24 protein-coding genes are annotated in these 26,889 nt (G+C 71.8%); 13 read left to right on the top strand and 11 right to left on the bottom strand.

The features are described 5' to 3' along the window. Positions 1-250: 250 nt before the first annotated feature. The 5 genes from ABZ840_RS05285 to ABZ840_RS05265 all read left to right on the top strand — a co-directional run bounded on the left by ABZ840_RS05285 (position 251) and on the right by ABZ840_RS05265 (position 6,120). Positions 251-1,543, top strand: a complete 1,293-nt coding sequence (locus tag ABZ840_RS05285; protein WP_361553553.1) for a M18 family aminopeptidase — start codon at positions 251-253, stop codon at positions 1,541-1,543. Between the two features lies 1 nt (position 1,544). Beyond that, complete coding sequence (locus ABZ840_RS05280; protein WP_361553550.1) at positions 1,545-3,491, top strand: BTAD domain-containing putative transcriptional regulator; 1,947 nt, start codon at positions 1,545-1,547, stop codon at positions 3,489-3,491. 102 nt (positions 3,492-3,593) lie between these two features. Continuing rightward, positions 3,594-3,821, top strand: coding sequence for a DUF6458 family protein (locus ABZ840_RS05275; protein WP_030621558.1), 228 nt, complete (start codon positions 3,594-3,596; stop codon positions 3,819-3,821). Positions 3,822-4,214: 393 nt separating this feature from the next. Beyond that, positions 4,215-5,162 (top strand): hypothetical protein, encoded by a 948-nt coding sequence (locus ABZ840_RS05270; protein ID WP_361553546.1) that lies wholly within the window; start codon positions 4,215-4,217, stop codon positions 5,160-5,162. A 154-nt stretch (positions 5,163-5,316) separates the two neighbouring features. Then, entirely contained in the window at positions 5,317-6,120 is an 804-nt protein-coding gene (locus tag ABZ840_RS05265; RefSeq protein WP_361553543.1) for an XRE family transcriptional regulator, read from the top strand. 14 nt (positions 6,121-6,134) lie between these two features. On the opposite strand, the gene ABZ840_RS05260 is transcribed toward ABZ840_RS05265, so the two are convergent. Next, positions 6,135-7,946, bottom strand: coding sequence for an NHL domain-containing thioredoxin family protein (locus ABZ840_RS05260; RefSeq protein WP_361553540.1), 1,812 nt, complete (start codon positions 7,944-7,946; stop codon positions 6,135-6,137). Positions 7,947-8,011: 65 nt separating this feature from the next. On the opposite strand from ABZ840_RS05260, the gene ABZ840_RS05255 reads away from it, so the two are divergent. Next, positions 8,012-8,503, top strand: a complete 492-nt coding sequence (locus tag ABZ840_RS05255) for an LURP-one-related family protein (protein ID WP_361553537.1) — start codon at positions 8,012-8,014, stop codon at positions 8,501-8,503. A gap of 125 nt (positions 8,504-8,628) precedes the next feature. Here the strand turns inward: ABZ840_RS05255 and ABZ840_RS05250 are convergent, their stop codons facing one another. Further along, positions 8,629-9,417 carry a carbon-nitrogen family hydrolase gene (locus ABZ840_RS05250; RefSeq protein WP_361553534.1) on the bottom strand — a complete coding sequence of 263 codons (789 nt, stop codon included), beginning with the start codon at positions 9,415-9,417 and terminating at the stop codon, positions 8,629-8,631. Positions 9,418-9,560: 143 nt separating this feature from the next. On the opposite strand from ABZ840_RS05250, the gene ABZ840_RS05245 reads away from it, so the two are divergent. After that, positions 9,561-10,385 (top strand): maleylpyruvate isomerase family mycothiol-dependent enzyme, encoded by an 825-nt coding sequence (locus ABZ840_RS05245; RefSeq protein WP_361553531.1) that lies wholly within the window; start codon positions 9,561-9,563, stop codon positions 10,383-10,385. A 121-nt stretch (positions 10,386-10,506) separates the two neighbouring features. Here ABZ840_RS05245 and ABZ840_RS05240 read toward each other — a convergent pair whose 3' ends face one another. Together ABZ840_RS05240 and ABZ840_RS05235 are read right to left on the bottom strand one after the other, a co-directional pair. Continuing rightward, positions 10,507-11,820 carry an MFS transporter gene (locus ABZ840_RS05240; protein ID WP_361553528.1) on the bottom strand — a complete coding sequence of 438 codons (1,314 nt, stop codon included), beginning with the start codon at positions 11,818-11,820 and terminating at the stop codon, positions 10,507-10,509. Beyond that, complete coding sequence (locus ABZ840_RS05235) at positions 11,817-12,506, bottom strand: GntR family transcriptional regulator (RefSeq protein WP_361553525.1); 690 nt, start codon at positions 12,504-12,506, stop codon at positions 11,817-11,819. The genes ABZ840_RS05240 and ABZ840_RS05235 overlap by 4 nt, the downstream gene beginning before the upstream one ends. Before the next feature lie 255 nt (positions 12,507-12,761). On the opposite strand from ABZ840_RS05235, the gene ABZ840_RS05230 reads away from it, so the two are divergent. Beyond that, positions 12,762-13,538: a class I SAM-dependent methyltransferase gene (locus ABZ840_RS05230; protein WP_361553522.1), complete on the top strand. Its 777-nt coding sequence runs from the start codon at positions 12,762-12,764 to the stop codon at positions 13,536-13,538. 12 nt (positions 13,539-13,550) lie between these two features. On the opposite strand, the gene ABZ840_RS05225 is transcribed toward ABZ840_RS05230, so the two are convergent. From ABZ840_RS05225 to pdhA, 4 genes are all read right to left on the bottom strand, one after another. Continuing rightward, positions 13,551-13,991, bottom strand: coding sequence for an NUDIX domain-containing protein (locus ABZ840_RS05225; RefSeq protein WP_361553519.1), 441 nt, complete (start codon positions 13,989-13,991; stop codon positions 13,551-13,553). Positions 13,992-14,072: 81 nt separating this feature from the next. Then, complete coding sequence (locus ABZ840_RS05220; protein WP_361553516.1) at positions 14,073-15,518, bottom strand: dihydrolipoamide acetyltransferase family protein; 1,446 nt, start codon at positions 15,516-15,518, stop codon at positions 14,073-14,075. A 23-nt stretch (positions 15,519-15,541) separates the two neighbouring features. Beyond that, a complete protein-coding gene (locus ABZ840_RS05215; RefSeq protein WP_361553513.1) occupies positions 15,542-16,525 on the bottom strand; it encodes an alpha-ketoacid dehydrogenase subunit beta in 984 nt (327 codons plus the stop codon). A gap of 1 nt (position 16,526) precedes the next feature. Then, complete coding sequence (gene pdhA, locus ABZ840_RS05210) at positions 16,527-17,747, bottom strand: pyruvate dehydrogenase (acetyl-transferring) E1 component subunit alpha (RefSeq protein ID WP_361553511.1); 1,221 nt, start codon at positions 17,745-17,747, stop codon at positions 16,527-16,529. Positions 17,748-18,074: 327 nt separating this feature from the next. Between pdhA and ABZ840_RS05205 the strand changes: the two genes are divergently transcribed. The 3 genes from ABZ840_RS05205 (at position 18,075) to ABZ840_RS05195 (ending at position 20,368) form a co-directional block, all read left to right on the top strand. Further along, a complete protein-coding gene (locus ABZ840_RS05205; RefSeq protein ID WP_361553927.1) occupies positions 18,075-18,731 on the top strand; it encodes a response regulator transcription factor in 657 nt (218 codons plus the stop codon). A 137-nt stretch (positions 18,732-18,868) separates the two neighbouring features. After that, positions 18,869-19,285: a pyridoxamine 5'-phosphate oxidase family protein gene (locus tag ABZ840_RS05200; protein WP_361553508.1), complete on the top strand. Its 417-nt coding sequence runs from the start codon at positions 18,869-18,871 to the stop codon at positions 19,283-19,285. Positions 19,286-19,342: 57 nt separating this feature from the next. Further along, positions 19,343-20,368, top strand: a complete 1,026-nt coding sequence (locus tag ABZ840_RS05195) for a phosphotransferase (protein ID WP_361553505.1) — start codon at positions 19,343-19,345, stop codon at positions 20,366-20,368. 76 nt (positions 20,369-20,444) lie between these two features. On the opposite strand, the gene ABZ840_RS05190 is transcribed toward ABZ840_RS05195, so the two are convergent. Beyond that, positions 20,445-21,992, bottom strand: a complete 1,548-nt coding sequence (locus tag ABZ840_RS05190) for a protein kinase (protein WP_361553502.1) — start codon at positions 21,990-21,992, stop codon at positions 20,445-20,447. Positions 21,993-22,441: 449 nt separating this feature from the next. Between ABZ840_RS05190 and ABZ840_RS05185 the strand changes: the two genes are divergently transcribed. Then, positions 22,442-24,085: a protein kinase gene (locus ABZ840_RS05185; protein ID WP_361553499.1), complete on the top strand. Its 1,644-nt coding sequence runs from the start codon at positions 22,442-22,444 to the stop codon at positions 24,083-24,085. A 76-nt stretch (positions 24,086-24,161) separates the two neighbouring features. Here the strand turns inward: ABZ840_RS05185 and ABZ840_RS05180 are convergent, their stop codons facing one another. Next, entirely contained in the window at positions 24,162-24,731 is a 570-nt protein-coding gene (locus ABZ840_RS05180) for a bacterial proteasome activator family protein (protein WP_361553497.1), read from the bottom strand. A gap of 224 nt (positions 24,732-24,955) precedes the next feature. On the opposite strand from ABZ840_RS05180, the gene ABZ840_RS05175 reads away from it, so the two are divergent. Then, positions 24,956-25,813, top strand: a complete 858-nt coding sequence (locus ABZ840_RS05175) for a hypothetical protein (RefSeq protein WP_361553494.1) — start codon at positions 24,956-24,958, stop codon at positions 25,811-25,813. A gap of 62 nt (positions 25,814-25,875) precedes the next feature. Here the strand turns inward: ABZ840_RS05175 and ABZ840_RS05170 are convergent, their stop codons facing one another. Beyond that, the gene (locus ABZ840_RS05170; protein WP_361553491.1) at positions 25,876-26,856 is read right to left on the bottom strand and encodes an NAD(P)H-quinone oxidoreductase; all 981 of its coding nucleotides are present in this window, start codon (positions 26,854-26,856) and stop codon (positions 25,876-25,878) included. Positions 26,857-26,889 lie beyond the last annotated feature (33 nt).

The raw sequence follows: 26,889 nt of genomic DNA, 5'->3' as shown, positions 1-26,889 counted from the left end.
CGCCGCTGAGGGCCCGTGCCGCCCGCCTGCCGCTCGTCGTGGCCCCGCCCGGTTCGCTCCGGGCGGGGCCGTCGGCGTACCGCTGCGGGCGGCGGGGCCTCCCGCGACGGCCTCGGGCCACCGGCGTGCCGCGGGCCCTGCCGCCGAATCCCTCCCGTCACACAGAGAACACCGGTCACGCGGGCGCCGTATTCCACTCATCCGTACGGCGTACCACCCACCCGGTGCGACGCCTCCTTATGCTGAATCCATGAGCACATCTGTCCGCTTCGACCGCGGCCACACCGACGACCTGATGTCCTTCCTCGCCGCGAGCCCGTCGCCGTACCACGCCGTGGCGAACGCGGCCGCCCGGCTGGAGAAGGCCGGCTTCCGGCAGGTCGCCGAGACCGACGCCTGGGACGGCGAGGCAGGCGGCAAGTACGTGCTCCGCGGCGGCGCGATCATCGCCTGGTACGTGCCCGAGGGGGCCACTCCGGCGACGCCCTACCGCATCGTCGGCGCGCACACCGACTCGCCCAACCTGCGGGTGAAGCCGCTCCCGGACACCGGGTCGCGCGGCTGGCGGCAGATCGCGGTCGAGATCTACGGCGGCACGCTGCTCAACACCTGGCTCGACCGGGACCTGGGCCTGTCCGGGCGGCTGACGCTGCGGGACGGCAGCCACCGGCTGGTCAACGTCGACCGGCCGCTGATGCGCGTACCGCAGCTGGCCGTCCACCTCGACCGCTCGGTCAACGCCGACGGCCTCAAGCTCGACAAGCAGCGGCACATGACGCCCGTCTGGGGCCTGGGCGAGGTCCAGGAGGGCGACCTGCTCTCCTTCGTCGAGCAGGAAGCGGGGGTCGCCGCGGGGGAGGTCCGCGGCTGGGACCTGATGGTGCACAGCGTCGAGCCGCCCGCCTACCTCGGCCGGGACCGGGAGCTGCTCGCCGGCCCCCGGATGGACAACCTGCTGTCCGTGCACGCCGGTGCGGCCGCGCTCGCCGCCGCCTCCGCACGCGACGACCTGACCTGCATCCCGGTGCTGGCCGCCTTCGACCACGAGGAGAACGGCAGCCAGTCCGACACCGGCGCCGACGGCCCGCTGCTGGGCACGGTGCTGGAGCGTTCGGTCTTCGCCCGCGGCGGTTCCTACGAGGACAAGGCCCGAGCCTTCGCAGGTACGGTGTGTCTGTCCTCCGACACCGGCCACGCCGTGCACCCGAACTACTCCGAGCGGCACGAGCCCGGCCACCACCCGATGCCGAACGGCGGCCCCATCCTGAAGGTCAACGTCAACCAGCGGTACGCCACCGACGGCGGCGGCCGCGCGGTCTTCGCCGACGCCTGCGAACGGGCCGGCGTGCCCTGGCAGTCGTTCGTCTCCAACAACTCCATGCCGTGCGGCACGACGATCGGCCCGATCACCGCCGCCCGGCACGGCATCACCACCGTCGACATCGGCGTCGCGATCCTGTCCATGCACTCGGCGCGCGAGCTGTGCGGTGCCGAGGACCCGCACCTGCTGGCCACCGCCCTGACGTCCTTCCTGGAGGGCTGAGTTGGAATTCTCCCTGCTCGGTCCGGTCGCCGTCACCACTGCCGCAGGTGAACTCCCGCTCGGGCCCGCCAAACGGCGCAGCGTGCTCGCGCTGCTGCTCCTGCGCCCCAACACCACGGTCCCGCTGGAGCAGTTGATCGACTCCCTGTGGGAGGACGAGCCGCCCGCGCATGCCCGTACGGTCGTGCAGGGACATGTCTCGCGGCTGCGCGCCACGCTCGCCGAGGGCGGCGCGGAGGCGTACGGCGTGGAGCTGGCCACCCATGGCTCGGCATACCTGCTGCGGCTCCCCGAGGAACTGATCGACGCCCACCGGTTCGGTGAACTGGTCTCGCTGGCCCGGCCGGAGTCGGCCCCCGCCGACGCCGTGCCGCTGCTGCGCGAGGCGCTCGGGCTGTGGCGCGGCCCGGCGCTGACCGGCACGGTCACCAGCCCGCCGTTCGCCGCCGCCACGCACGCGCTGGACGAACGGCGGCTGACCGCCGTGGAGGCGCTGGCCCGTGCCCACAGCGCGCTGGGCGAGCACGAGCAGGCCGCTTCGGTCCTCTACAACGCCGCCGTGGCGCACCCGCTGCGGGAAGGGCTGATCGCCGCCCTGATGCGGGCGCTGTTCCGTACGGGACGCCAGTCCGACGCGCTGGACTGGTACCACCGCACCCGGCGCCTGCTGAGCGAGGAGCTGGGCGTGGACCCGGGCGCCCGGCTGCGGGAGGCCTACGAGCAGATCCTGCGGGCCGAGGAGACGGCTTCAGGGGCCGACGCGGCACCGGCTGCCGACGCCGCGGCCGGTGCTCCCGCCGCCGGGTCCCGGATGCCCGGACAACGGGACGCGGACGCCACCGGGAGGCCGGACGCGGGGGTTTCACGTGAAACCGGCGCGGCGGAGCCCGGAGCGGACGGAGGCGCGAGCGGCGCGGCCACGGCCCCGCCGCGGCTGCTGCCCCGCCCGCCGGCCCGTTTCCTGGGCCGCGAGGCGGCGATGGGCCGGCTCACCACGGCGCTCACCGGCGACGCCGGTGACGGCGACAGCCCGCTGGCGGTCGTCACCGGACCGGCCGGGGTCGGCAAGACCGCATGTGCCGTGCAGTGGGCGCACCAGCACGCCGCCGAGTACCCGGACGGGCAACTCTTCGCCGACCTGCGGGGCTTCGGCGAGGGCGAAGCCACCGAACCGGCCGCCGTGCTGCGCTTCTTCCTCACCGCCCTGGGCACGCCGGAGCACGCCGTGCCGGCCTCCGCGACGGCCGCTTCCGCGCTCTTCCGGTCGCTCGTCGCGGACCGCAGGCTGCTGGTGGTGCTGGACAACGCGCACAGCTCCGCGCAGGTGCGGCCGCTGCTGCCGGGCGGGCCGGGCTGCGCCACGGTCGTCACCAGCCGCAGCAGGCTGGACGGGCTGGTGGCCACCGACTGCGCCCGGCCGGTGGGGCTCCAGGTGTTCGGCGTGGCCGAGGGCGTGGCCCTGCTCGGCGCGATGCTCGGCGCCGAGCGGGTGGACGAGGATCCGGAGGCCGCCCGCGAACTGGTCGAGCTCTGCGACGGGCTGCCGCTGGCGCTGCGCGCGGCGGTCGCCCAGCTGACCGCACGGCCCCGCTGGCGGCTGGCCCGGCTGGCGTCCGCGCTGCGCGACGAGCGGCGCCGGCTGTCCCTGCTGTCGGCGGAGGACACCGGGATCGCCTCGGCGCTGCGGATGTCCGTGGCCCGGCTGTCGGCGGACGACGCGCGGCTGCTGAGCGCCCTGGCGACCAGTGCGGACGGGCAGCTGAACGCCTCGGCGGCGGCCGCGCTGGCCGGCTCGGACCTGGAGCGCACGCAGGACGGACTGGCCCGGCTGGCCGAGATGCACCTGGTCGACGAGGCGGCCACGGACGTCTACACGATCAGCACGCTGACGCAGCTGTTCGCACGGGACGGGACCGGTGCGGCGGAAGGGACGGAACCGGGCGATTGAGGTGCCGCAACTCTTGTTGTGTGTCTCCTGATTGACAGCTTGACGGCCGGGTACCCGGGGCACGACCTGCCCGGAACCGCCGATCAAGAGGAGGCGCACATCATGGGCATCGGCTGGTGCATCGGTCTGCTCGCCGTCGGAGGGATCCTGACGTTCGCGGTGGACTGGCAGATGGCCGGGGTCAATCTCGATCTCGTGGGCCTGATCCTGATGGCGGTCGGCATCATCGGTATTGCCGCGTACGTCAGCATCTTCAAGCGTCGTCGGATGCAACCGCCGCCGCCCGCAGCCCCGGTGATCGAGGAGACTCACCGGCACGGCTACGAGTGACGGACCCGCGGCCATGTGACCTCATGTGACACTCGGACCTCATACGTACTTGCCTGAAGGGGCGCCCGCGCAACACCGCGCGGGCGCCCCTCTCGCGTGCGCGCACGGAAGGCCCTGCCGCATGTGCACAGGGGAGCCCTGCCGCGGGGCCCGCACGTCCCGTCATGTCCCGGAGCCGCCCGCGGGGCATCCCGCGCCGGCCCCGCCGCGTCCCACGTCCCAGCAGGTCAGCGGCGTCTCGTGGGCGTCCCGACGGGCGGAACGTCCCATGGGACACGGCAGCCCCGGAAAACCCCTTCTGCCCGCCCAATGATGGATCCCGTCGCCGAGGCCGACAGTGCGCCGCACCGGACAGCGCGGCGCTCACCGCCTCACAAACGAGGGGAATCCATCATGTCGCAGACCAAGCGCACCACATTCGGCACGACCACGCTGCGCCGCGTCCTGCCCGCGGTCGCCGCGGCGGGCATCGGCATCGCCGCCGTCACCGGCTGCTCCGGCGGGGAGGCGAAGGCCGACACCGGCAGCAAGGCCGCCGCGCAGACCACCGTCAAGACGCGGGACACCAAGGCGGACCTGAAGACTCAGGCAGGCGCCGCCGCCGCGCTCAAGACGACGGCCGCCGGCAGCACCTTCCCGACCTGGGGGACCCGCTGGGTGGTGCACGCCTCGCCCGACGCCAACTCGCCGTCCGTCGGCATGATCAACAAGGACACGGCCGGCCAGGACAAGATCACCGCGGACTACCAGGTCAACACCGGCAAGAAGGTCTGCGAGGGCAGCGCCTGCTCGACCTACATGGCCCACATCACGGGCCCGGTGACCGGCTTCCTCAGCGTGATCGCCGTCGACATCCCGCAGGACAAGCTGCCCGGTGTACCGGAGCAGGGCGGCCAGAACCCGCCCCCGCCGGCACCCGGTGGCACCCGCGGCGAGGCGCTGCAGCGCGCGGCCACCTGGCTGACCGCTAACAACGGCGCGCAGGTGCCCTACAGCCAGGCGAAGAACTGGAAGGACGGGTACCGCCAGGACTGCTCCGGCTACGTCTCCATGGCGCTGAACCTGGGCGCGCCCGGCACCAACACCGTGGGGCTCACCAGCTCCAAGATCACCCGGCCGGTCTCCGTCAACGAGCTGAAGCCCGGCGACCTGCTCATCGACGCGGCCGGTGACAACAACACCCGGCACGTCGTGATGTTCGAGAAGTGGGACAACGCGGCCCACACTTCCTACACCGCGTACGAGCAGCGCGGCGGCCACGGCACCGACCACCGGTCGCTCACCTACGGGCTCAACGGCGGGGAGTTCAAGCCCTACCGTCCCGTGAAGTTCACGGACTGATCCGGTCACCATCCGGATTCTGTAACGAGAGGCACTTCCGCCACAGGGGAGCGGAAGTGCCTCTCGCGGTGCGTGCCGCGGCTGTGCTGGAATGCCGTCCGTGCATGGGAATCCGAACCGCGCCACCAATCCCCGCCGTAAGCCGCTCGCCCCCTTGCCCGACCAACTCGACGGTCCGGTACGCGACTTCGTGTCCGGGCTGCGTCACATGCACGGCGAACTGGGACTGAGCCTGAAGGAACTGGAAGCCCGGCTGCCCGCCAGCAGATCCTCGCTCTCCCGCTACCTGCGCGGCCAGAGCCTGCCGGACGAACGGCTGTTGGTGCAGTGGTGCAAGCTCTCCTTCACCGGTGAGGACCGGCTGCCCGACCTGGTGCGGCTGCTGCATCTCGCCAACGAAGCGGCGCCCGCGAGCGCGACGGAGGGCACGGACGGTCCTGGGCCCGGGGAGGAGGCCGGCGAAGCGCCGGACCGGCCCCCGGCGTCCTCGCCCAGGCCGAAGTGGATCCTCGCGGTGGTGGGCACCGTGCTCGTCATCGGAGCGGCCACCGCCGTGGCCATTCACCTCGCCACCGGCTCGCCCCCCGACTCCCCGGCAGGGCAGGGTGTTTCACGTGAAACCGGCCCGGCCGCCAAGAACCACGAGACCGAGCGGATCACCATCCACAACATCGAGAAGGCCTGCCGGGACAGCCGCAGCAGAGAATGCGCCCTCGGCCTCGCGCTCGATCCCTACGTCCCCTACCGGCCCTCCAACATCGGCGGGCGGGCCTGGCACGGCGACCGGCTGACCGCCCACTGCCGCATCGCCAACGGCGTCACCGTCACCGACGAGGCAGGCGGCCACAGCAGCGTCTGGTACGAGGTCCGCAAGGACGGCAAGAAGCTGTGGGTGCCCGGCGTCCGGATCGACCCCGGGCAGCTGCAGTACTCCTCGCTCCGCAACTGCCCGGACTGATCCGCCGCCGGGGCTCAGCCCTCGCTGTCCATGCCCGCCAGGACCAGACCGAGCCGGGCGGTCCCGTCAGCGGTGACGGTGACCGGCACGCCCCAGTCCTGCTGGTGCACATGGCAGGCCGGGTACTCGATGTCCGGGTCGTCGTCGCAGGACGCGGCCATCGCCGAGACGTGCAGCACGCCCTCCGTGACCCCGTCCGCGAGGACCAGGTCACGGCTGAGGTCGGTGTCCGCGCCGTCGCCCTCGGCCAGCAGCTCCGGCGGGGTCGAGCTGACCAGCAGCCGGGTCGAGGGGCCGTAGCGGGTGTCCAGCTTCTGGCCGGCCGGCGCCTGGAAGACCACGTCCAGGCGGAGCCGGCCCGGGGCCACCTCGGTGGCGGCGCGCTGGGTGCGGTGCGCGACGGACTCGACCCGTACCGCCTCCTCGGGCAGCCGCAGCCGGGTCAGCCGGTGCCGCGCCGACTCCACGACCACGATGTCGTCGCCGACGAGCACCGCGTCCGACGGCTCCCGCAGGTCGGTGGCGAGCGTGGTCACCTCGCCGGTCGCCGGGTCGAAGCGGCGCAGCGCGTGGTTGTAGGTGTCGGAGACCGCGACCGAGCCGTCCGGCAGCGCGGTGACGCCCAGGGGGTGCTGGAGCAGCGCCTGGTCCGCAGCGCCGTCGCGGTGGCCGAAGTCGAAGAGCCCGGTGCCCACCGCCGTGTGCACGGTGCCCTCGCGGTCGATCCAGCGGACCGCGCTGGTCTCGGAGTCCGCGATCCACAGCCGGTCCTCGGTGGCCGCGAGGCCCGAGGGCTGCGCGAACCAGGCCTCGGCGGCCGGGCCGTCGACCAGGCCCTCGTTGGTCGTGCCCGCGGCGGCCCGTACGGTGCCGGCCTCCGGGTCGTACGTCCACAGCTGGTGCACGCCGGCCATGGCGATCCACACCCGGCCGTCGAAGTACGCCACGTCCCACGGCGAGGAGAGGTCCACCTCGCGGGCCGGGCCCTCGGTGGCCGAGCCCTGCCACCACTGCCGGCCGGTACCGGCGACGGTGGCGACCTCGCCGGTGGCGGGGTCGAAGGTGCGCAGCGCGTGGTTGACGGTGTCCGCGACGACCACCGTGCCCCCAGGCAACAGCGCCAGGCCCTGCGGCTCGCTGAAGGCGGCGGCCTCGGCGGGCCCGTCGGTCAGGCCGCGCTCGCCGGTGCCGATCCGGCGCAGCACGCTCTCGCCGTCCGCGTCCAGCTCCACCAGCTGGTGCCGGGTGGTGTCGGAGACCAGGAAGGACCCGCCGGGCAGCTGGAGCGCCTTGCCGGGGAAGCGGAGGTCGGTGGCCACCGGCTCGGGCGGTACGTACGGGCCGTCGCCGCGGCGCAGCGTGCCCTTCGCGTCGTGCTCGGCCTCCAGCTCCTCGACCAGCTTCTCGATGGCGTGGGCGTGGCCCTCACCGGCGTGCTGGGCGACGACGTAGCCCTCGGGGTCGATGACGACCAGCGTCGGCCAGGCGCGGACGGCGTACTGCTTCCACGTGGCCAGCTCGGGGTCGTCCAGCACGGGGTGCTCGACCTCGTACCGCTCGACGGCGTCGACGACCGCCTGGTGCTCCGCCTCGTGCACGAACTTCGGGGAGTGCACACCAATGATCACGACGGTGTCGCGGTGCCGCTCCTCCAGCTCCCGCAGCTCGTCCAGGACGTGCAGACAGTTCACGCAGCAGAACGTCCAGAAATCCAGGACGACGATGCGTCCCCGCAGGTCGGAGAGGGTCAGTTCCTTGTCGCCCGTATTGAGCCAGCCGCCCTTGCCGACCAGCTCGGGGGCCCGGACGCGTGCACGTGAAGCCATGTGCACATTCAACGCCACCCACCCGGTCGCGCATTCCGGCGGGGCCCGGGGGAAGGCGTCAGGGCATGAGATACCTGGTACGCGACCGGATCTTCGGCATCGGCGAGGACTACTGGATCGAGGACGAGACGGGACGCCACGTCTACCTCGTCGACGGCAAGGCGCTCCGCATGCGGGAGACCTTCGAGATCAAGGACCGCGAGGGCCGGGTCCTCATCACGCTGCGCAAAAAGGTGCTCAGCCTGCGCGACGCGATGACGATCGAGCGGGACGACGAGGCGCTGGCGACCATCCGCCGCAAGCGGCTGTCGCTGCTGCGCAACCACTACCGCGTGGAGCTGGTGGACGGCACGGAGCTGGACGTCAGCGGCAAGATCCTGGACCGGGAGTTCGCGGTCGAGTACGACGGCGAGCTGCTGGCGGAGATCTCCCGGCGCTGGCTGACCGTACGGGACACCTACGCGGTCAACGTGCTGCGCGAGGACGCGGACGCCCCGCTGCTGATCGCGATCGCGGTGTGCGTGATCCGGCTGGCGGAGCGGGAGCGCGAGGACTGAGCCGGACGCCCCACTGCTGATCGCGATCGCGGTGTGCGTGATCCGGCTGGCGGAGCGGGAGCGCGAGGACTGAGCGCGGGACCCGGGACGCGCACGGCGAGTACGTGCCCCGGGCCCCGCCCCCGTCACGGCGTCGGCAGGCCCAGTACCCGGTCCCGCAGGACGGGGAAGACGTGCCGGGTCTTCCCGACGAGCTCCGGGTCCAGCTCGGCGCTGATGATCTCCTCGTCGGGGCCCGCCTCCGCCAGCACCTCGCCCCACGGGTCGACGATCACGCTGTGTCCGGCCTGCTCGACCCCGCCGTGGGTGCCGCCCGTGCCGCAGGCGAGCACGTATGCCTGGTTCTCCACCGCGCGGGCGCGGGCCAGCAGCGACCAGTGCGCGCGGCGCCGCTCCGGCCAGCCGGCCGGGATCACCAGGGTCTGCGCGCCGGCGTCCACCAGCTGCCGGAACAGCTCGGGGAACCGGAGGTCGTAGCAGGTGGCCAGGCCCAGCGTGGTGGCCGGCAGCTCGACCGTCACCGGCTCGGTGCCGGCGCCCAGCAGGGTCGCCTCGCCCTTGTCGAAGCCGAAGCGGTGGATCTTGCGGTAGTGCGCGATCTGCTCGCCGTCGGGGGAGTACACCAGCGCGGTGTTGTAGAGCGCGCCGTCCGCTGCCCGCTCGATGACGGACCCGGCGTGCAGCCAGACGCCCGCGTCCCGCGCCGCCGCGGACATCAGCCGGTGGGTCGGGCCGTCCAGCGGCTCCGCCACCTCCTCGAACGCGTCGTACGCGAAGGCGCCGACCGGCCACAGTTCGGGCAACACCACGAGGTCGGACGCCGTTTGAGCACGCACGAGCGAAGCCACTCGCTCGCGACGGGAATTGACCGATTCCTGCTGGTCCACACCGACTTGGATCAGTGAAGCGCGCACAGTACCACCGCCTGGTCTTCGGAGCCGGTTCGCCGTCAAAAAATGCCTACGATGGTCACCCGAAAGCACTGCCGGGGTGCCCGTGCGCAGCGTAACTTAACTGCACAGACAGCAGCCCGCGTACGAACCGTCCGAGGGGTCCCGTGACCGTCCACCCAGTCCTTCAGCCCTCCATCGACGCCTGGACGCACTCCATCGAAGCAATATCCGAGCTGGTGACACCGCTCGTGGAAGGGGAGTGGAATCGCGCCACCGAATGCCCCGGCTGGTCGGTGCGGGACGTGGTGTCCCATCTCATCGGCCTGGACTGCGAGGCGCTGGGCGATCCGCGCCCCATCCACTCGCTGCCGCGCGATCTCTACCACGTACGCAGCGAGTTCGCGCGGTACATGGAGATGCAGGTCGACGTCCGGCGGCACCACACCGGCCCCGAGATGACGGCCGAGCTGGAGTACACGATCATCCGCCGGGCCCGGCAGCTGCGCAACGAGACGCGGGAGCCGGACGCCACCGTCCGCGGCCCCCAGGGCAAGGAGCAGACGCTCGAACACGCACTGAAGGTGCGGGCGTTCGACACCTGGGCGCACGAGCAGGACATCCGGCGGGCGCTGGGGCAGCCCGGCAACCTCGACTCCCCCGGCGCCCACGTCACGCGCGATTTCCTCATACCCTCGCTCGCCAAGGTCGTGGCCGAGAGCACGGGCGCCCCGGCCGGCACCGCCGTGGTGATCGACGTGACCGGCCCGGTGGAGTTCATGCGGACGGTACGGGTCGACGCTGAGGGCCGCGGCTCGGTCGACGGCAGCGTCTCGCTGGGCCCGGCGGTGACGCTCACCACGGACTGGGAGACCTACGTACGGCTGGCGTGCGGCCGGGTGCGGCCCGCCGCCGTCGCCGACCAGATCAAGATCGACGGTGACCGGGCGCTGGGCGAGGCGGTGCTGGACCACTTCGCGGTGACGCCGTAGCGGCCGTAGCGCGGGCGTGGCAGGAGACGGGAGAAGCGGGCGGGCCCGCCGCCGTGGAGCACGGCGGCGGGCCCTCGTACGTACCCGGGAGGCGCGCGCCGCGTGAACGCGCGCCGGACGGTCACACCGGTACGTGCACCGCCTCCACCCGGCTGGCGACCGTCCGCTCGCTCTCCCGGCGCGCCGCCCGCTTGCGCAGCCGCAGGATCTGGCTGAGGCCGAGCGCCTCCAGGACGAACACCGTCACGAAGGCGATGCGGTAGTTGTCGCCCGTGGCGTCCAGCAGGACGCCGACCGCGAGCAGGGTCGTCATCGAGGCGATGAAGCCGCCCATGTTGACGATGCCGGAGGCGGTGCCCTGGCGCTCCGGCGGGTTGGCCGGGCGGGCGAAGTCGAAGCCGATCATCGAGGCGGGGCCGCAGGTCCCGAGCACGAGGCAGGTGACGACCAGCAGTGCCATCGGCGCGTGCCCGGGCCAGCACAGCATGGCCGCCCAGAGCGTCGCCGTGGCGGCGACGGTGCCGAGCGCGAGCGGCAGCCGGGCCGCGTGGTGGCGGGCGATGACCTGCCCGTAGACCAGCCCGGAGGCCATGTTCGAGACCACGATGAGCGTCAGCAGGCCGCCGGCCGCGGTCTCGGTCAGGCCCTCCGCCTCGACCAGGAACGGCATCCCCCACAGCAGCAGGAAGAACATCGCGGGGAACTGGGTGGTGAAGTGCACCCACATGCCGAGCCGGGTGCCGGGCTCCCGCCAGCACTGGGAGATCTGCCGCCGTACGTAGCCGCCGCCGGCGGCCGGCTTGCTCGTGGGCACGGGGGCGAACCCCTCGGGGTGGTCCTTCAGGAAAAGCAGGACCAGCGCGATGACCACGATGCCGCAGACGGCGCTGCCCGCGAAGGTCGGCGTCCAGCCGAGGGTGTCCAGCAGCCGGGCGAGGACCAGGGTGGAGACGAGGTTGCCGGACATGCCGATCAGCGCGGCGACCTGAGCGATCAGCGGGCCGCGGCGGGCCGGGAACCAGCGGGTGCCCAGCCGCAGCACGCTGATGAACGTCATCGCGTCGCCGCAGCCCAGCAGCCCGCGGGAGACGAGCGCCATGACGTACGAGCTGGAGAGCGCGAAGCCGAGCTGGCCCACGGTGTAGAGCGTCGCGCCGAGGATCAGGACCTTCTTCGGGCCCATCTTGTCGACCATCAGGCCGACGGGTATCTGCATGCCGGCGTAGACCAGCAGTTGGAGGATGGAGAAGGTGGACAGCGCCGAGGCGTTGATGTGGAAGCGCTCGGCGGCGTCCAGTCCCGCGACGCCGAGGCTGGTGCGGTAGATGATCGCGACGAAGTAGACCGCGACGCCGATGCCCCAGACCCACACGGCCTTCCGGCCGCCGGGCGGATCACCGGGCAGTGCGACCGGGGCGCTCTGTGCGGTGGTCATCGCACGTCCCCCTGGGCCAGGTTCCGCACCCAGCTGACGTGCCGGTGCACGGCGGCCGTGGCCGCCTCCGGGTCACCGGCCCGCAGCGCTTCGAGGATCTCGGAGTGCTCGGCGATGTTCTTGGCGATCCGGTCCGGGTGCGCGTGCATCACCGCGACACCCATCCGCAGCTGGCGGTCGCGCAGCTGCTCGTAGAGCCGGTCCAGGATCCGGTTGCCCGCGCTGCGCACGATCGCGGCGTGGAAGCAGCGGTCGGTGACCGAGACGGCGGCCAGGTCACCGGCGGCGATCTGCTCCCGCATGGTCGCCAGCAGCGTCTCCAGCTCCTCGATCAGCGCGGCGGGCGCGGGCACGGCCTTGCGTGCCGCGTGCTCCTCGACCAGCAGCCGGGTCTCCACGACGTCCGCGATCTCCTGGGCGGAGACCGGCAGGACCATCGCGCCCTTCTTCGGATAGAGCTTGATCAGCCCCTCGACCTCCAGCCGCAGCAGCGCCTCCCGTACCGGGGTCCGCGACACGCCCACGGCCTCGGCGAGCTCGCCCTCGGTGAGGAGCATGCCGCCCTCGTAGCGGCGCTCCAGGACGCCTTGCTTGACGTGCGCGTACACCCGCTCCGCGGCGGGTGGCTGCTTGACGGTCTTCTCCGGGACTGGGGCTGGGGCTGAGGCAATTTCCGATGGGGGCATGCGAAGCATTCGATGAGGGGCGGTGGTCGGGTGACGGGCGGGCATGAGCACAGGATAGATACAACAGGTATGCGTCTGCAGAATCGGTCCATCATCCGGACGGGCCGAGGGCGGCGGGCGGACGATGCGAGGGCAGTGGCGGCCGAGGAAACTGCGTACGCCAACTACTCACACCCCACCTACGCTCCATGAGCAGAGCGCCACGTTTCTGTGTCCACCTCGTGACGCCCGGTGATCGAGATGGGGTGCGTTCGCATGTCCGTCAGGAAGAACCTCGCCGTGGACCGGACGGCGCTCGGCCACAAGGTCCGCTACGCCCTGGGCCATCCGGGACGGATACCGCCGTACGTCCGGCGGGCCGCCAGGGACCGCTGGCTGGCCCTCCACCACCCCGACCACGTGAGCTACTACCGCGCGGTCATGGCGTCCGACACCCGGCGCGACCCCGAGGGCGCGGTCGGCAGCCGGACCCACGACCGCTGGCTCGCGCTCGGCGCCATGCAATTCGACTACCTGCGGGAACACGGCCTCACCCGGCAGTCGCGGATGCTCGACATCGGCTGCGGCAACCTTCGCGCCGGGTGGCGCTTCATCGAGTACCTCGACGCCGGGAACTACTACGGCATCGACATCTCCCCCGACATCCTCATCGCGGCGAAGCGCACGCTGACGGACCAGGGGCTCCAGGCCAAGCTGCCGCACCTGACGCTGACCAGGGACCTCACCCTGGACTTCCTGCCCGAGGCGCACTTCGACGTCGTGCACGCGCACAGCGTCTTCTCGCACTCGCCGGTCGAGGTCATCGACGAATGCCTGGCGCACGTGGGGCGGGTGCTCGCCCCCGGCGGCTTCTTCGACTTCACCTTCGACCGCACCACGGGCACCGAACACCAGGTGCTGCGCGAGGACTTCTACTACCGCACCGAGACGCTCACCGGCCTCGCCGCGCGGCACGGCCTCATGGCCGACTTCATGGCCGACTGGGAGACCCGCGGCCACGGCCAGTCCAAGATCCGCGTCACCGCGGGCTGATCCCCCGGCGGGCTACCGGAGCCCGCCCGCCTCGGTGAGCCGCCGTACGACCTGCCGGAACGCCGGGGCGCATACGTCGAAGTCCTCCGCGTTGTGCCAGGCGACCTCGGCGATCTCACGGCCCGGTACCGGGTCCACCGTCGCCGGACCGCCCGTGAAGCAGGTCATCCGGAGGCGGCGGCCCGCGCGGCCGTGCGCCACGTCGTCGACGGTGAAGGCCTCGGTCAGCTCGCTCGCCGGGACGCGTACGCCGACCTCCTCGGCCAGCTCGCGGGAGAGCGCCTCCGCGGCCGTCTCACCGGGCTCGTACTTGCCGCCGGGGAGGTAGAAGGTGTCGTTGCCGCGGGTACGGACGCTCAGCAGCCGGCCGTCGCGGACGTGCAGCCAGGCGACGGACTTCAGGGGCGGGAGGCCGTCCGGGCCGACGTCAGCAGCGCTCTGTGTATCGGTCATGGCAGCGACCGTAGGCAGGGCGGCGCGGCGACACCAATCGGTTTTCGCCTGCGCCGCCCTGCCGGGCCGCTGCGCTGCGGGCTACGCCCAGGTGATCAGGCGCTTGGGGCGCTCCAGTATCGCCGCGGTGTCCGCGAGGACCTTGGAGCCCAGCTCGCCGTCGACCAGCCGGTGGTCGAAGGAGAGCGCCAGCGTCGTCACCTGACGCGGCTTGACCTTGCCCTTGTGGACCCAGGGCTGCTCCTTGACCGCGCCGAAGGCGAGGATCGCGGATTCGCCGGGGTTCAGGATGGGCGTACCGGTGTCGACGCCGAAGACGCCGACGTTGGTGATGGTGACCGTGCCGCCCGCCATGTCCGCCGGGGAGGTCTTGCCCTCCCTGGCCGTGGCGACCAGCTCACCGAGGGACTCGGCCAGCTGCGGCAGCGTCTTGGCGCCGGCGTCCTTGATGTTCGGGACGATCAGACCGCGCGGGGTGGCGGCCGCGATGCCCAGGTTCACGTAGTCCTTCTGGACGATCTCCTGGTTCTCCTCGTCCCAGGAGGCGTTGACCTCCGGGTGGCGCCTGATGGCGACCAGGAACGCCTTGGCGACGAGGAGCAGCGGGTTGACGCGGACGCCCGCCATGTCGGGGTCCTGCTTCAGCTCCTGCACGAGCTTCATCGTGCGGGTCACGTCGACGGTGATGAACTCCGTGACGTGCGGCGCGGTGAAGGCCGACTGCACCATAGCCTGGGCGGTGGCCTTGCGTACGCCCTTGACCGGCACCCGGGTCTCGCGCGCCGCCGCAACGGTCTCGGGGGCCGGCGCGGGCACGGCGGGGGCCGGCGCCACGTCGAACTCCGGTGCCGATGTCGGCGTGGGCGCGGGCGCGGCCGCCGCGTGCACGTCCTCGCGGGTGATGATCCCGTCGGGGCCGCTGGGAACGACCGTGGCCAGGTCGATGCCGAGGTCCTTGGCGAGCTTGCGCACCGGCGGCTTGGCCAGCGGGCGGCCATCGGTCACGGGCTCCGCCGCGGCGGGTGTTTCACGTGAAACCGGCTCGGGGGCCGGCTCCGGCGCGGCGTGACCGTTCAGCTCCGCCTGGACGGCGGCTCGGGCACCGTTCGCGGGAGCGGCACCGGGCTGCGCCTTGCGCGCCCGCCGCTTGGTCGAGGACGGCGCGGCGCCGTAACCCACCAGGACGGCCTTGCGGCCCTCCTCGCCGCCCTCGGCGGCCGGCTCGGCGGTCTCCGGCGCGGCCGCCGGAGCCTCGGCGGGACCCGCGCCCGGGTCGGTGTCCACGGCGATGATGACCGTGCCGACGTCGACCGTGGTGCCCTCGCCGAACCGCAGCTCGTGCACCACCCCGTCGTAGGGGATGGGGAGTTCGACGGCCGCCTTGGCGGTCTCGACCTCGCAGACGACCTGCCCGTCGGCGACGGTGTCGCCCTCGGCGACGTACCACTTGAGGATCTCGGCCTCGGTGAGCCCCTCGCCCACGTCGGGCATCTTGAACTCGCGGAAGCGCTGATCGGTTGCAGTCATGGTCACGACTCTCCTCAAGCCCCTCAGTACGCCAGCGACCGGTCGACCGCGTCGAGCACCCGGTCCAGGTTCGGAAGGTACTCGTCCTCCAGCCGGGACGGCGGATAGGGGGCGTGGTAGCCGCCCACCCGCAGCACCGGCGCCTCCAAGTGGTAGAAGCACCGCTCCGTGATGCGCGCGGCGATCTCCGCGCCGGAGCCGAGGAAGACCGGCGCCTCGTGCACGACGACCAGGCGGCGGGTCTTCTCGACGGAGGACTGGAGCGTGTCGAAGTCGATCGGGGAGAGCGAGCGCAGGTCGACGACCTCGACCGACTTGCCTTCCTCGGCGGCGACCTGGGCGACGTCCTGGCAGACCTTGACCATCGGGCCGTACGCGGCGAGCGTCAGGTCGCTGCCCTCCCGGGCCACCCGGGCCTTGTGCAGCGGGTGCGGGATGGCTTCGGTGTCCAGCGCGGACTTGTCGTGGTAGCGGCGCTTGGGCTCGAAGTAGATGACCGGGTCGTTGCCGGCGATGGCCTGCTGGAGCATCCAGTAGGCGTCCGAGGAGTTCGAAGGCGTGATCACCTTCAGGCCCGCGACGTGCGCGAACAGCGTCTCGGGGGACTCGGAGTGGTGCTCGACTGCGCCGATCGCGCCGCCGTAGGGGATGCGGATGACGATCGGCAGCTTGATCTTGCCGAGCGCGCGGGCGTGCATCTTGGCGAGCTGCGTGACGATCTGGTCGTACGCGGGGAAGACGAACCCGTCGAACTGGATCTCCAGGACCGGGCGGTAGCCGCGCAGGGCCATGCCGATCGCGGTGCCGACGATGCCGGACTCGGCGAGCGGGGTGTCGATCACCCGGTCCTCGCCGAAGTCCTTCTGCAGGCCGTCGGTGACGCGGAAGACGCCGCCCAGCTTGCCCACGTCCTCGCCCATGACGAGGACCTTGGGGTCGGCCTCCATGGCCGTGCGCAGCGATTCGTTGATCGCCTTGGCGATGGTGATCTTCTCGAAGACGGCCATGTCAGTTCTCCTCCGCGAACGAAGCCTGGTACGCGGCGAACTGGGCGCGCTCCTCGTCGACGAGCGCGTGCCCGTCGGCGTAGATGTGCTCGAACATCGCCATGTCGTCGGGGTTCGGCATGGTGCGGACCGCGTCCCGCACCCGCTTGCCGAGCGCCTCGTCCTCCTTCTCGACGGACGCGAAGAACGCCTCGTCGGCGATGCCCTCGGCCTCCAGGTACCGGCGGAGCCGCAGGATCGGGTCCTTGGCCTCCCACGCCAGCAGCTCGTCGTTGCCGCGGTAGCGCGTCGGGTCGTCGGAGGTGGTGTGGGCGCCCATGCGGTAGGTGTACGCCTCGACCAGCATCGGCCCCTGGCCGGTACGGGCGCGGTCCAGGGCCGCCTTGGTGACGGCGAGGACGGCGAGCACGTCGTTGCCGTCGACCCGTACGCCGGGGAAGCCGTAGCCGCGGGCGCGCTGGAAGAGCGGCACCCGGGTCTGCTTCTCGGTCGGCTCGGAGATCGCCCACTGGTTGTTCTGGCAGAAGAACACCACGGGGGCGTTGTAGACGGCCGCGAAGGTGAAGGATTCTGCGACGTCACCCTGGCTGGACGCGCCGTCACCGAAATAGGCGATGACGGCGGAGTCGGCACCGTCCTTCTGGACGCCCATGGCGTAACCCGTCGCGTGCAGCGTCTGGGAGCCGATCACGATCGTGTACAGGTGGAAGTTGTTGCTGTTGGGATCCCAGCCGCCGTGGTTCACGCCGCGGAACATGCCCAGCAGGTTCGTCGGGTCCACCCCGCGGCACCAGGCGACGCCGTGCTCGCGGTAGGTGGGGAAGACGTAGTCGTCGTCGCGCAGGGCGCGTCCCGAGCCGATCTGCGCGGCCTCCTGGCCCAGCAGCGAGGGCCACAGGCCCAGCTCGCCCTGGCGCTGCAGGGTGGTCGCCTCGGCGTCGAACTTCCGCGTGAGCACCATGTCGCGGTACAGGCCGCGCAGCTCGTCGGCGGACAGGTCGATCCCGTACTCCGGGTGCTCGACGCGCTCCCCTTCGGGGGTCAGCAGCTGGACGAACTGGTCCGGGTCCTGCTCCGCCGAAGCCGGTGCGCCGGCGGCCGGGCCGGTGCCGGCCTTGCCCGCCTTGGCCTTCGCCGCGGTCCCGCCGGGCGCTTTCTTCGCGGTCGTGCGCTTGCCGCTACTGCGCGTAGCTTTCCGTGCGGCAGTGCTGTCCACGGTCACGTGCTGCTCCTCCGTCTGTCCGGCCCCCGGGGTCCGCCGGTGGCCGTATTGCGGCTCACCCGGTATCCGATACGGCGCACGGGGTGTGTGCGAACGCGGTCAGGCCCGGGTGGAACAAAACTGCCCCGGACGTGGCCTGCCCATGCACGTTACCCATTTCCCGAGCCTAAGCGAAAACGGCCCTGACCTGCGATTTTGCTTGGATTTCCAAGTAAATCGCGAAGGGTGGGAACAACTCCTGGTCACAGCGTCGCAGGCCGCCGGAACAACGGCACGTTATATCGCCGGACCGGAGCACGGGAAGGGTTCGTGTGTGAGACTGAGGCCGTGCACGAAGACGGAAAAATCACGGTATTCCTGCTCGACGATCATGAGGTCGTACGGCGTGGCGTTCACGACATGCTCACGGTCGAGAGCGACATCGAGGTGGTCGGCGAGGCAGGTACCGCCGCAGATGCCCTGGTCAGGATCCCTGCGACGCGTCCCGACGTGGCCGTGCTGGACGTCCGGCTGCCGGACGGCAGCGGCGTCGAGGTGTGCCGGGAGATCCGGTCGCAGAACGAGGACATCAAGTGCCTGATGCTCACGTCTTTCGCCGATGACGAGGCACTTTTTGACGCGATCATGGCCGGTGCCTCCGGGTATGTGCTCAAGGCGATCCGCGGCAACGAACTGCTCTCGGCCGTCCGCGACGTGGCGGCCGGCAAGTCCCTGCTGGACCCCGTGGCCACGCAACGTGTCCTGGAACGGCTGCGGGACGGCGGCGCCAAGGGCGACGACCGGCTGGCGAGCCTCACCGAACAGGAACGGCGGATCCTCGATCTGATCGGCGAGGGACTGACCAATCGGGCCATCGGAGAACGGCTGCATCTCGCCGAGAAAACCATCAAGAATTACGTCTCCAGCCTGCTCGCCAAACTCGGCATGGAACGCCGTTCCCAGGCGGCCGCATACGTCGCGAGAATGCAGGCGGAAGGCCGCTGAACGACATCACCCGACGGCGATTGCCGCCTATTCAATGGGCTGACCTGCGGAATCATCGATTTCGGGACCAACGTCCCGGTGGCGCGGGGGCGGCCGCCCCTACAGCCGTGCCCGCACCGCCGGGCAGGGTGGTTCTCATGCCCGACGAATTCCGCGCACTGGAGCTGCTCGGCCGTACGCCCTACGGCCGGGTCTCGGCGAGCCTGCGGGCGCTGCCCTTCACGACGATCGCCCGGCACGTGGTGACCGAGGAGGGACGCCTGCTGCTGCGCCTGCACCGCGGCTACGGCTACCACCGCGCCCTCGACGGCAGCGTGGTCTCGTACCAGGCGGACAACGTCACCGACGGCGAGCCCGAGACCTGGGCCGTCCAGTTCACCGGCACGGCCGGCGTCATCCGCCCGGAGCCCGCCGACCACGACGCCTTCGGGCGCACCCCGGCGCTCGCCGACGGCGAGCCGTTCGACCCGGTCTTCCTGCACATCGAACCGGTCTTCGCGAAGGTGCACACGCTGACCGATGTACCGCTCTTCCGGTACGCCCATTCAGGCTGACCGATAGCCGACCGGTACGGGAAACCGGCCCGATCGAAGTGATCTAACATCTGACGGGTGCTCCGCTCATCTGCGGTCCGGACGGCAACGGCGCCCGACGGCCACACTCTCGGCTCCCTGCTGCGCCGCTACGAAGGCGCCGGGGAGCCGCTGACGTGCGAGCCGGTCGCCGAGGGCCTGCTCAACCACGGCTACCGGCTGACCACCACGCGCGGCCGCTTCTTCCTCAAGCACCACCTCGAAGCCGACCACGGCGCCCTGGTCCGGCAGCACCGCGCCACCCGCCTGCTGGGCGCCATGGGCCTGCCCGTCGCGCCGCCCGTACGCGCCGCCGACGGCCGCACCGTCGCCGTCCTCGACGACCGCAGCTACGCCCTGCACCCCTGGGTCGACGGCCGCCACCTGGACGGCGCGGCCCTCAGCCCCGCCCAGTGCCGGCGGCTCGGCACGCTGCTCGGCCGGGTGCACGTGGCCCTCTCCCAGGTCATGCCCGAGGCGCCGCCGGAGCCGGGCCAGGAGAGCGCCGACCCCGCCGCCACCTTCGTGGGCATCGACGAGCTGCTGGCGCTGGCCCGGGACGCCCGCCCGCACGACAGCTTCGACGCGCTCGCCGAGCACCGGCTCCTGGAACGCCGCGCCCTGCTGGCAGCGCACGCCCACCACCGCCCGGCACGGGCGGCCCCGGCGGGCTGGGTGCACGGCGACTTCCACCCCCTGAACCTGCTCTACCGGGGCGCCGAGCCGGCCGCGATCGTCGACTGGGACCGGCTGGCGGTCGCGCCGCGCGCCGAGGAGACCGTACGGGCCGCCGCGATCTTCTTCGTACGGCCCTCGGGCAGCCTGGACCTGGCGAAGGTGGCGGCGTACGCGCGTGCCTACCGGCGCGCCTCGGGCGTCGGCCCGGACGAGCTGGCGGCCGCCGTGCACCGCGTCTGGTGGGAACGCCTGAACGACTTCTGGATGCTGGACTGGCGGTACCGGCTGGGCGACCGGCGCGCCGACGGCCTCTTCCCGCCCGCGGCGGCGCTGGCGGTGTGGTGGACGGACGAGTACGCGGCGGTCCGGCAGGCATTCACGGGCTGAAGGGCCCCGGCCGCTACGCGAACGAGCGAGGCACCATGTCGGTGCCTCGCTCGTTCAGGTCAGATACCGGACCGGCTCACTCGCCGCTGTCCTCGTCCCCCGGCGGCGGGATGATCGGCGACGAGTCGTCGGTCGGCTCCGTCGTCGGCGCGGTCGGCTCGTCCGTCGGCTCGCCCGTGTCGGTCGCCGTGGGGGTCGGGTCGTCGGTCGGCTCGCTCGTCGTCGGCTCGGTGTCCGTCGGCGTCGGGTTCCCGGTCTCCGTCGGCGTCTGGGTGTAGTCACCGGTGTTGCCGCCCGTACCGCCGGGCAGCGTCGCCTCCGTCGTCGGGTCCTCCGACGGCGGCTCGGAGGTCTTCTCGTCCTTGCTCTCCGTCGCCGTGGGCGTCGGCTTCGGGTTCTTGTCGGGCTTGTCGTCGCCGGTGTTCTGCAGCGCGAAGACGACGCCCGCCACGACGGCGATCAGCGCGAGCGCGGCGATCAGCCAGACCTTGCCGCGGCCGCCGCCCTTGGAGCCGCGCGGACCGCCCTCGTAACCGCCGTCGTCGTCCCTGCCCTGCGGGAGGATCGGCTGCGCGGCCGTCGCGCCGTGCGCCGGGTGCGGCATCGCCGTCGTGGCCGCCACGCCCATGGCGGGCGTCGAGCCGCCCTCGTGCACGGCGACCGGCCCGGTGCTCCAGGTACCGGTGTGGCCGCCCTGCTCGTGCAGCATCTGGAGTGCGTACTGGACCAGGCCGCGCATCTCCTCGGCGGTCTGGAACCGGTCGTCCGGGTCCTTCGCCAGCGCGCGCATGACCAGCCCGTCCAGCTCCGGCGGCACCTCGTCGGAGACCTCCGACGGCACCTTCGGCATGTCCTGCACGTGCTGGTACACCACGGACAGCGGCGTCTCGCCGACGAAGGGCGGGCGCAGCGCGAGCAGTTCGTACAGCAGGCAGCCGGTCGCGTACAGGTCGGAGCGGGTGTCGACGGTCTTGCCGAGCGCCTGCTCCGGCGACAGGTACTGCGGCGTGCCCATGACCATGCCGGTCTGGGTCATCGTGTTCGACGCGCCGTGCAGGGCACGCGCGATGCCGAAGTCCATCACCTTGACCGCGCCGCTGTTCGTGATGATCACGTTCGCGGGCTTGATGTCGCGGTGCACGATGCCGTGCTGGTGGCTGTAGGCCAGCGCCTCCAGCACCCCGGAGACGATGATCAGCGCCTGGTCCGGCGGCGGCGCGTCGGCGTTGAGCAGCAGATCGCGGATGGTGTGGCCCTCGACCAGCTCCATCACGATGTACGGGATGGTGTTGCCGCCGACCAGGTCCTCGCCGGAGTCGTACACGGCGACCACCGCGTGGTGGTTCAGGCCCGCGACGGACTGCGCCTCACGGGTGAAGCGGGCCTTGGAGACCGGATCCTCGGCGAGGTCGGAGCGCAGCAGCTTCACCGCGACCGTACGGCCCAGCCGTACGTCCTCGGCCGCGAACACCTCCGCCATGCCGCCTCGGCCCAGACGGCGCGTCAGGCGGTAGCGCCCGTCACCGACCAGACCGCCGTTGCCCCACATCTCCGGTGCGTCGGGGATATTGGAGCCGGTGGCTTCAGGATCGGACGGGCCCTGGGGGCTCTGCGTCTGTGCCATCGGTCCTCGCCGTCGAATCGATCCGCGTGTACGCGGTTATAAGTCTCGGTCTTCGCAAGAGCACGCTACAGGCTCCGCGGGGCGCACCGGTTTTGTGAGGGACCGGCCATCAAAGCGTGCACCGCTCACATGTCGCAAGTTCACTACGAGTGACCCTTTTGCCCTCCCGATGCTGACAGAGTCGTGACGTGTTTCTGACACGCTCGCGACAACCCGCGCGGGTGTTCCTGGCAGGCTCCTGACACGCGGCACGTCCGTGCGGGGTTGTTGCCCATCTGGTCACGGAACGGGCACGCGGCTTGACTGGCCGGAGGCCTGAGGCACACTTGGCTGCGGAATTCCAGAACCTGGCCCGCCGGTCGCATACCGGTCCCGGCCAGCAACAGAACAGCCCGACCAGTGCCGCGTACGGGTCAGTGCGGGCAGTGCGCCGAGGGGGAAACGGAAAGATGAGCCAGGACGGCGCACAGGGCCATGGCGCGGGCCGTGCGGTGGGGCGGGGACGCTACCAGCTTCGTGATCTTCTCGGCGCCGGCGGCATGGCCTCCGTGCACCTCGCGTACGACAGCGTGCTGGACCGCGAGGTCGCGATCAAGACGCTGCACACCGAGCTCGGCCGCGAGCAGGCCTTCCGCGAGCGCTTCCGCCGCGAGGCCCAGTCCGTGGCGAAGCTGTCGCACACCAACATCGTCTCGGTCTTCGACTCCGGCGAGGACGAGCTCGACGGCGGCATGACGCCCTACATCGTCATGGAGTACGTCTCCGGGCAGCCGCTGCGCTCGGTGCTGGACGCCGACATCGCGCAGTTCGGCGCCATGCCCACCGACAAGGCGCTGAAGGTCACCGCCGATGTGCTGGCCGCCCTCGAGGTCAGCCACGAGATGGGCCTGGTCCACCGGGACATCAAGCCCGGCAACGTCATGATGACCAAGCGCAACGTCGTGAAGGTCATGGACTTCGGCATCGCCCGCGCCATGCAGTCCGGCGTCACCTCGATGACCCAGACCGGCATGGTCGTCGGCACCCCGCAGTACCTCTCGCCCGAGCAGGCCCTGGGCCGCGGCGTGGACGCCCGCTCCGACCTGTACTCCGTCGGCATCATGCTCTTCGAGCTGCTGACCGGGCAGCTGCCCTTCGAGGCGGACTCGCCGCTGGCCATCGCGTACGCGCACGTGCAGGAGGAGCCTCCGGTGCCCTCCAGCATCAACCGCTCGGTGCCGCCGGCGGTGGACGCGCTGGTCGCCCGGGCGCTGAAGAAGAACCCCAACGAGCGCTTCCCGACCGCCCAGGCGATGCAGGACGAGTGCCTGCGCATCGCCCAGGCCGGGCAGTCCGGCGCCTCGCCGATGATCGTCGGCGGCCAGGGCCCGCGCACCAGCGGCGCCTCGGTGGCCTCCGCGGTCTTCCCCTCGGCGACCGGCACCCCGGGGACGGGCACGCCGAACGTGCAGAGCCCGTACACCCCGCCGCCCGCGAGCGGCCAGTACGGCGGCTTCGGCCCGTCCACCCCGCCGCCGCCGAGCCACGCGTACCAGACGCCGGCCCCCGGCCCGTACAACGGCGGCATGCAGACTCCGCCGCCGTACACCATCGCGCCGCAGGGCGGCGGGCAGCAGGGCGGCGGCAAGAGCAACAAGCCGGTGCTCATCGGCTCCGCCGTGGTCGCCCTGATCGCCGTCGTCGCGGTGGTCATGGTCATCGCGCTCAGCGGCGGCGACCCGGACGAGCCCGGCCCGCAGGCCAACGGCGGCGAATCCCCGCAGCCCGCCGCCTCCGCCACCGAGGACTCGGCGAACAAGGTCCAGCCCGAGCAGAAGGACCGGATCGTCGAGGCGAAGGAGTGCACGGAAGCGGTCAAGAGCTTCGACGACAAGTCGAAGATCATGATGCCGAACTTCTACAGCAAGAACCTGGCTTCGGTGAAGAACTGCATGCAGAAGGCCGGCTGGCAGTGGGACATCACCTACGAGAACAGCGAACCCATGTGGGGCAAGAACGCCGTCATCCGGCAGACGCCGGGCGAGAACGACAGCTACGACCCCAAGGGTGACCAGAAGATCCAGCTCGTCGTCTCGACGGGCAAGGCCGGCTGACACCCGCGCCCGAACGCACCTGCACCGAGGGGCCCTTCGCGCACGCCGCGCGCGGGGCCCCTCGGTGCAGGTGGGATCAGAGGTACGGGCCGGAGCGGGCGCTGCCGCGGCCGGGGTGCTGGAGGTCGTCGTCCTCGGCGGGTACGGCGCCGGGCGGGAGGGCGCGGCGCATCTGCTCCAACTGGGCGCGGGCGGCCATCTGCTGGGCGAACAGCGCGGTCTGGATGCCGTGGAACAAGCCTTCCAGCCAGCCGACCAACTGGGCCTGCGCGATACGCAGTTCGGCCTCGGTGGGCACGGAGTCGTCGGTGAACGGCAGGGACAGCCGCTCCAGCTCCTCCACCAGCTCGGGGGCCAGCCCGTCCTCCAGCTCCTTCACGGAGCCGGCGTGGATCTCCTTGAGGCGAACCCGGCTCGCCTCGTCGAGCGGGGCGGCCTTCACCTCTTCCAGCAGCTGCTTGATCATGCTGCCGATGCGCATGACCTTCGCCGGCTGTTCGACCATCTCCGTCACCGGAACCTCGCGTGGCTCGTCGTCGCCGTCTCCGCCACCGGAGCCGCCTGCGCTGCCGAGAGCCATGCCGTCCGGGCCGACAACCAGGACGTGCGGGCTCTCCTGCGACCGTTCGTTCATCGGCATATCCATGCCGCCATTCTCTCGTACATGCACTTAAGAACAGTTGTGCCCCGGCGAACTATTGATCCACCCTCGTCCGGCGGGGCAGTCTCCGTACTTCCGCGCACATCCATGGACATCACGCAAGTTGGCCAACCTTTTAGGTGTTCTTTCTCTCTTTCCTGAGATGCCGTAATTGTCGGCTCATGTGAACCTGAAGACGTCACTCGAGGCTCGGCACGGGAGGGCACGGCGTGGGTTCAGGACTCCGCTCACTCATCGCCGCCGGACTGCTGACGGCAACCACGCTGTTCACCGCCGTTCCCGCGGCCGCCGTTGCCGCCGGAGCGCCACCGGGCCAGTCGCACGAGACACGGCCGGGCGATCTGCCGCAGCCACAGATCACGGACGGGCGGTCCGCCGCCGGCCGGCTCCCGAGCGCCACCTCCACCGGCCGCGGAACGGTCCCGGGCGTACCGGCCGATCCGACCGCCGAGGACACGCCGGGGGACGGCTCCGCGGGTGACGGCTCCGCCGGACGGTCGCAGGACCCCGGCTCCTCCTCGCCCTCCGGGTCGTCGGCGGTGCCGACAGGACCGGGGCAGAGCCCCTCGCCGTCCTCGACCGCCACCGGCCCGAGCCCGTCCGCGAGCACCGGCTCGGCCACGCCGTCACCCACGCGGCCCACACCGAGTCACTCGGCCTCCGACAGCCCGCCCGGCCGCACGAGCTCCCCGGCCCGGCCCAGCGGCTCGGCCCCGGCCGGTACCGAGGGGACCAGCGGACTCGGCACGCCGCAGGACTCCGGCTCCGGCGCGGCACTGCAGAGCCCCGGTACGTCGGACCGGCCGTCCGGCGAACGGCCCGGCAGCCCGCACCCGCCGCTGTCGCCGCACGGCCAGGGGATGCGCAACTGGCAGTCGCTGAGCCCGCCGGACGGCTCGCCGGCCACCGGGCCCACGGCGACCGACCGCGAGACCGCCGGCGCCCTCCGCCCGCCCTACGCCGCCGAACGGGCCGCCCGGGTCGCCCGCGTCCTGCCCTTCGGCGCGGGGCTCGCGCTCACGGGCCTGGGGCTGGCGTTCATCGGGCTCCGGCTGCGGCGGCGGTGAGGGGCGGAGCAGCGGGCTCACAGGGGACGGGGCGGGCTTGCGGGGCGGTCCCGGTCAGTCGGTCAGTCGACCGTCAGGACGACCTTGCCGATGTGGCCGGACTCCTCCAGGATCCGGTGGCCCTCGGCGGCCTCCGCCATCGGCAGCGTACGGTCCACGATCGGCCGGACCTGGCCGTTCTCGATCAGCGGCCAGACGTGCTCCCGCACGGCGGCGACGATCGCGGCCTTCTCCTCGACGGGCCGGCCGCGCAGCGACGTCGCGGTGACCGCGGCGCGCTTGGCCAGCAGCGCGCCCAGGTTCAGCTCGCCCTTCCGGCCGCCCTGCAGACCGATGACGGCCAGCCGCCCGTTGGTGGCCAGCGCCCGCACGTTCTGGTCCAGGTACTTCGCGCCGATGATGTCCAGGATGACGTCCGCGCCCCGGCCGTCGGTGGCGTTGCGGATCTCCTCGACGAAGTCCTGCTCGCGGTAGTTGATGAGCACGTCGGCGCCCAGTTCGCGGCAGCTCTCCAGCTTCTCGGCGCTGCCCGCGGTCACCGCGACCCGCGCGCCGACCGCCTTGGCCAGCTGGATCGCCATGGTGCCGATGCCGCTGGACCCGCCGTGCACCAGCAGGGTCTCGCCGGGCCGCAGGTGGGCCACCATGAAGACGTTCGACCAGACCGTGCAGGTCACCTCGGGCAGCGCGGCGGCCTGCGTGACGTCGATGCCCTTCGGGAGCGGCAGCAGCTGCCCGGACGGCACCGCCACCTGTTCGGCGTAACCGCCGCCCGCCAGCAGGGCGCAGACCTCGTCGCCGACCGCCCAGCCGCTCACGCCCGGGCCGATCTCGGTGATCGTGCCGGCGCACTCCAGGCCGGGGTAGGGGGAGGCGCCGGGCGGCGGGTCGTAGAAGCCCTGTCGCTGCATCACGTCGGCGCGGTTGACGGCGCTGGCCGCGACCCGGACCAGCACCTCGCCCTCGGAAAGTTGCGGCGCGGGCACCTCGGCCCACACCAGGGCCTCGGGTCCGCCGGGTTCGGGAATGGTGATCGCACGCATGGCCGCGAGGCTACTCGCCTCCTCGGGCCGAGG

Source organism: Streptomyces sp. NPDC047117, assembly GCF_040643545.1.
Taxonomy (GTDB): domain Bacteria; phylum Actinomycetota; class Actinomycetes; order Streptomycetales; family Streptomycetaceae; genus Streptomyces.
Note: the sequence above shows the minus strand (reverse complement) of the source record. Positions and strands in the feature narration are given on the sequence as shown.

Bases quoted from the DNA above. Each gene is read 5' to 3' on its own strand.
- ABZ840_RS05285 (WP_361553553.1), top strand. From the start codon at position 251: ATGAGCACATCTGTCCGCTTCGACCGCGGCCACACCGACGACCTGATG.
- ABZ840_RS05275 (WP_030621558.1), top strand. From the start codon at position 3,594: ATGGGCATCGGCTGGTGCATCGGTCTGCTCGCCGTCGGAGGGATCCTG.
- ABZ840_RS05270 (WP_361553546.1), top strand. From the start codon at position 4,215: ATGTCGCAGACCAAGCGCACCACATTCGGCACGACCACGCTGCGCCGC.
- ABZ840_RS05260 (WP_361553540.1), bottom strand. From the start codon at position 7,946: ATGGCTTCACGTGCACGCGTCCGGGCCCCCGAGCTGGTCGGCAAGGGC.
- ABZ840_RS05255 (WP_361553537.1), top strand. From the start codon at position 8,012: ATGAGATACCTGGTACGCGACCGGATCTTCGGCATCGGCGAGGACTAC.
- ABZ840_RS05240 (WP_361553528.1), bottom strand. From the start codon at position 11,820: ATGACCACCGCACAGAGCGCCCCGGTCGCACTGCCCGGTGATCCGCCC.
- ABZ840_RS05235 (WP_361553525.1), bottom strand. From the start codon at position 12,506: ATGCCCCCATCGGAAATTGCCTCAGCCCCAGCCCCAGTCCCGGAGAAG.
- ABZ840_RS05230 (WP_361553522.1), top strand. From the start codon at position 12,762: ATGTCCGTCAGGAAGAACCTCGCCGTGGACCGGACGGCGCTCGGCCAC.
- ABZ840_RS05225 (WP_361553519.1), bottom strand. From the start codon at position 13,991: ATGACCGATACACAGAGCGCTGCTGACGTCGGCCCGGACGGCCTCCCG.
- ABZ840_RS05220 (WP_361553516.1), bottom strand. From the start codon at position 15,518: ATGACTGCAACCGATCAGCGCTTCCGCGAGTTCAAGATGCCCGACGTG.
- ABZ840_RS05215 (WP_361553513.1), bottom strand. From the start codon at position 16,525: ATGGCCGTCTTCGAGAAGATCACCATCGCCAAGGCGATCAACGAATCG.
- ABZ840_RS05200 (WP_361553508.1), top strand. From the start codon at position 18,869: ATGCCCGACGAATTCCGCGCACTGGAGCTGCTCGGCCGTACGCCCTAC.
- ABZ840_RS05190 (WP_361553502.1), bottom strand. From the start codon at position 21,992: ATGGCACAGACGCAGAGCCCCCAGGGCCCGTCCGATCCTGAAGCCACC.
- ABZ840_RS05185 (WP_361553499.1), top strand. From the start codon at position 22,442: ATGAGCCAGGACGGCGCACAGGGCCATGGCGCGGGCCGTGCGGTGGGG.
- ABZ840_RS05180 (WP_361553497.1), bottom strand. From the start codon at position 24,731: ATGGATATGCCGATGAACGAACGGTCGCAGGAGAGCCCGCACGTCCTG.
- ABZ840_RS05170 (WP_361553491.1), bottom strand. From the start codon at position 26,856: ATGCGTGCGATCACCATTCCCGAACCCGGCGGACCCGAGGCCCTGGTG.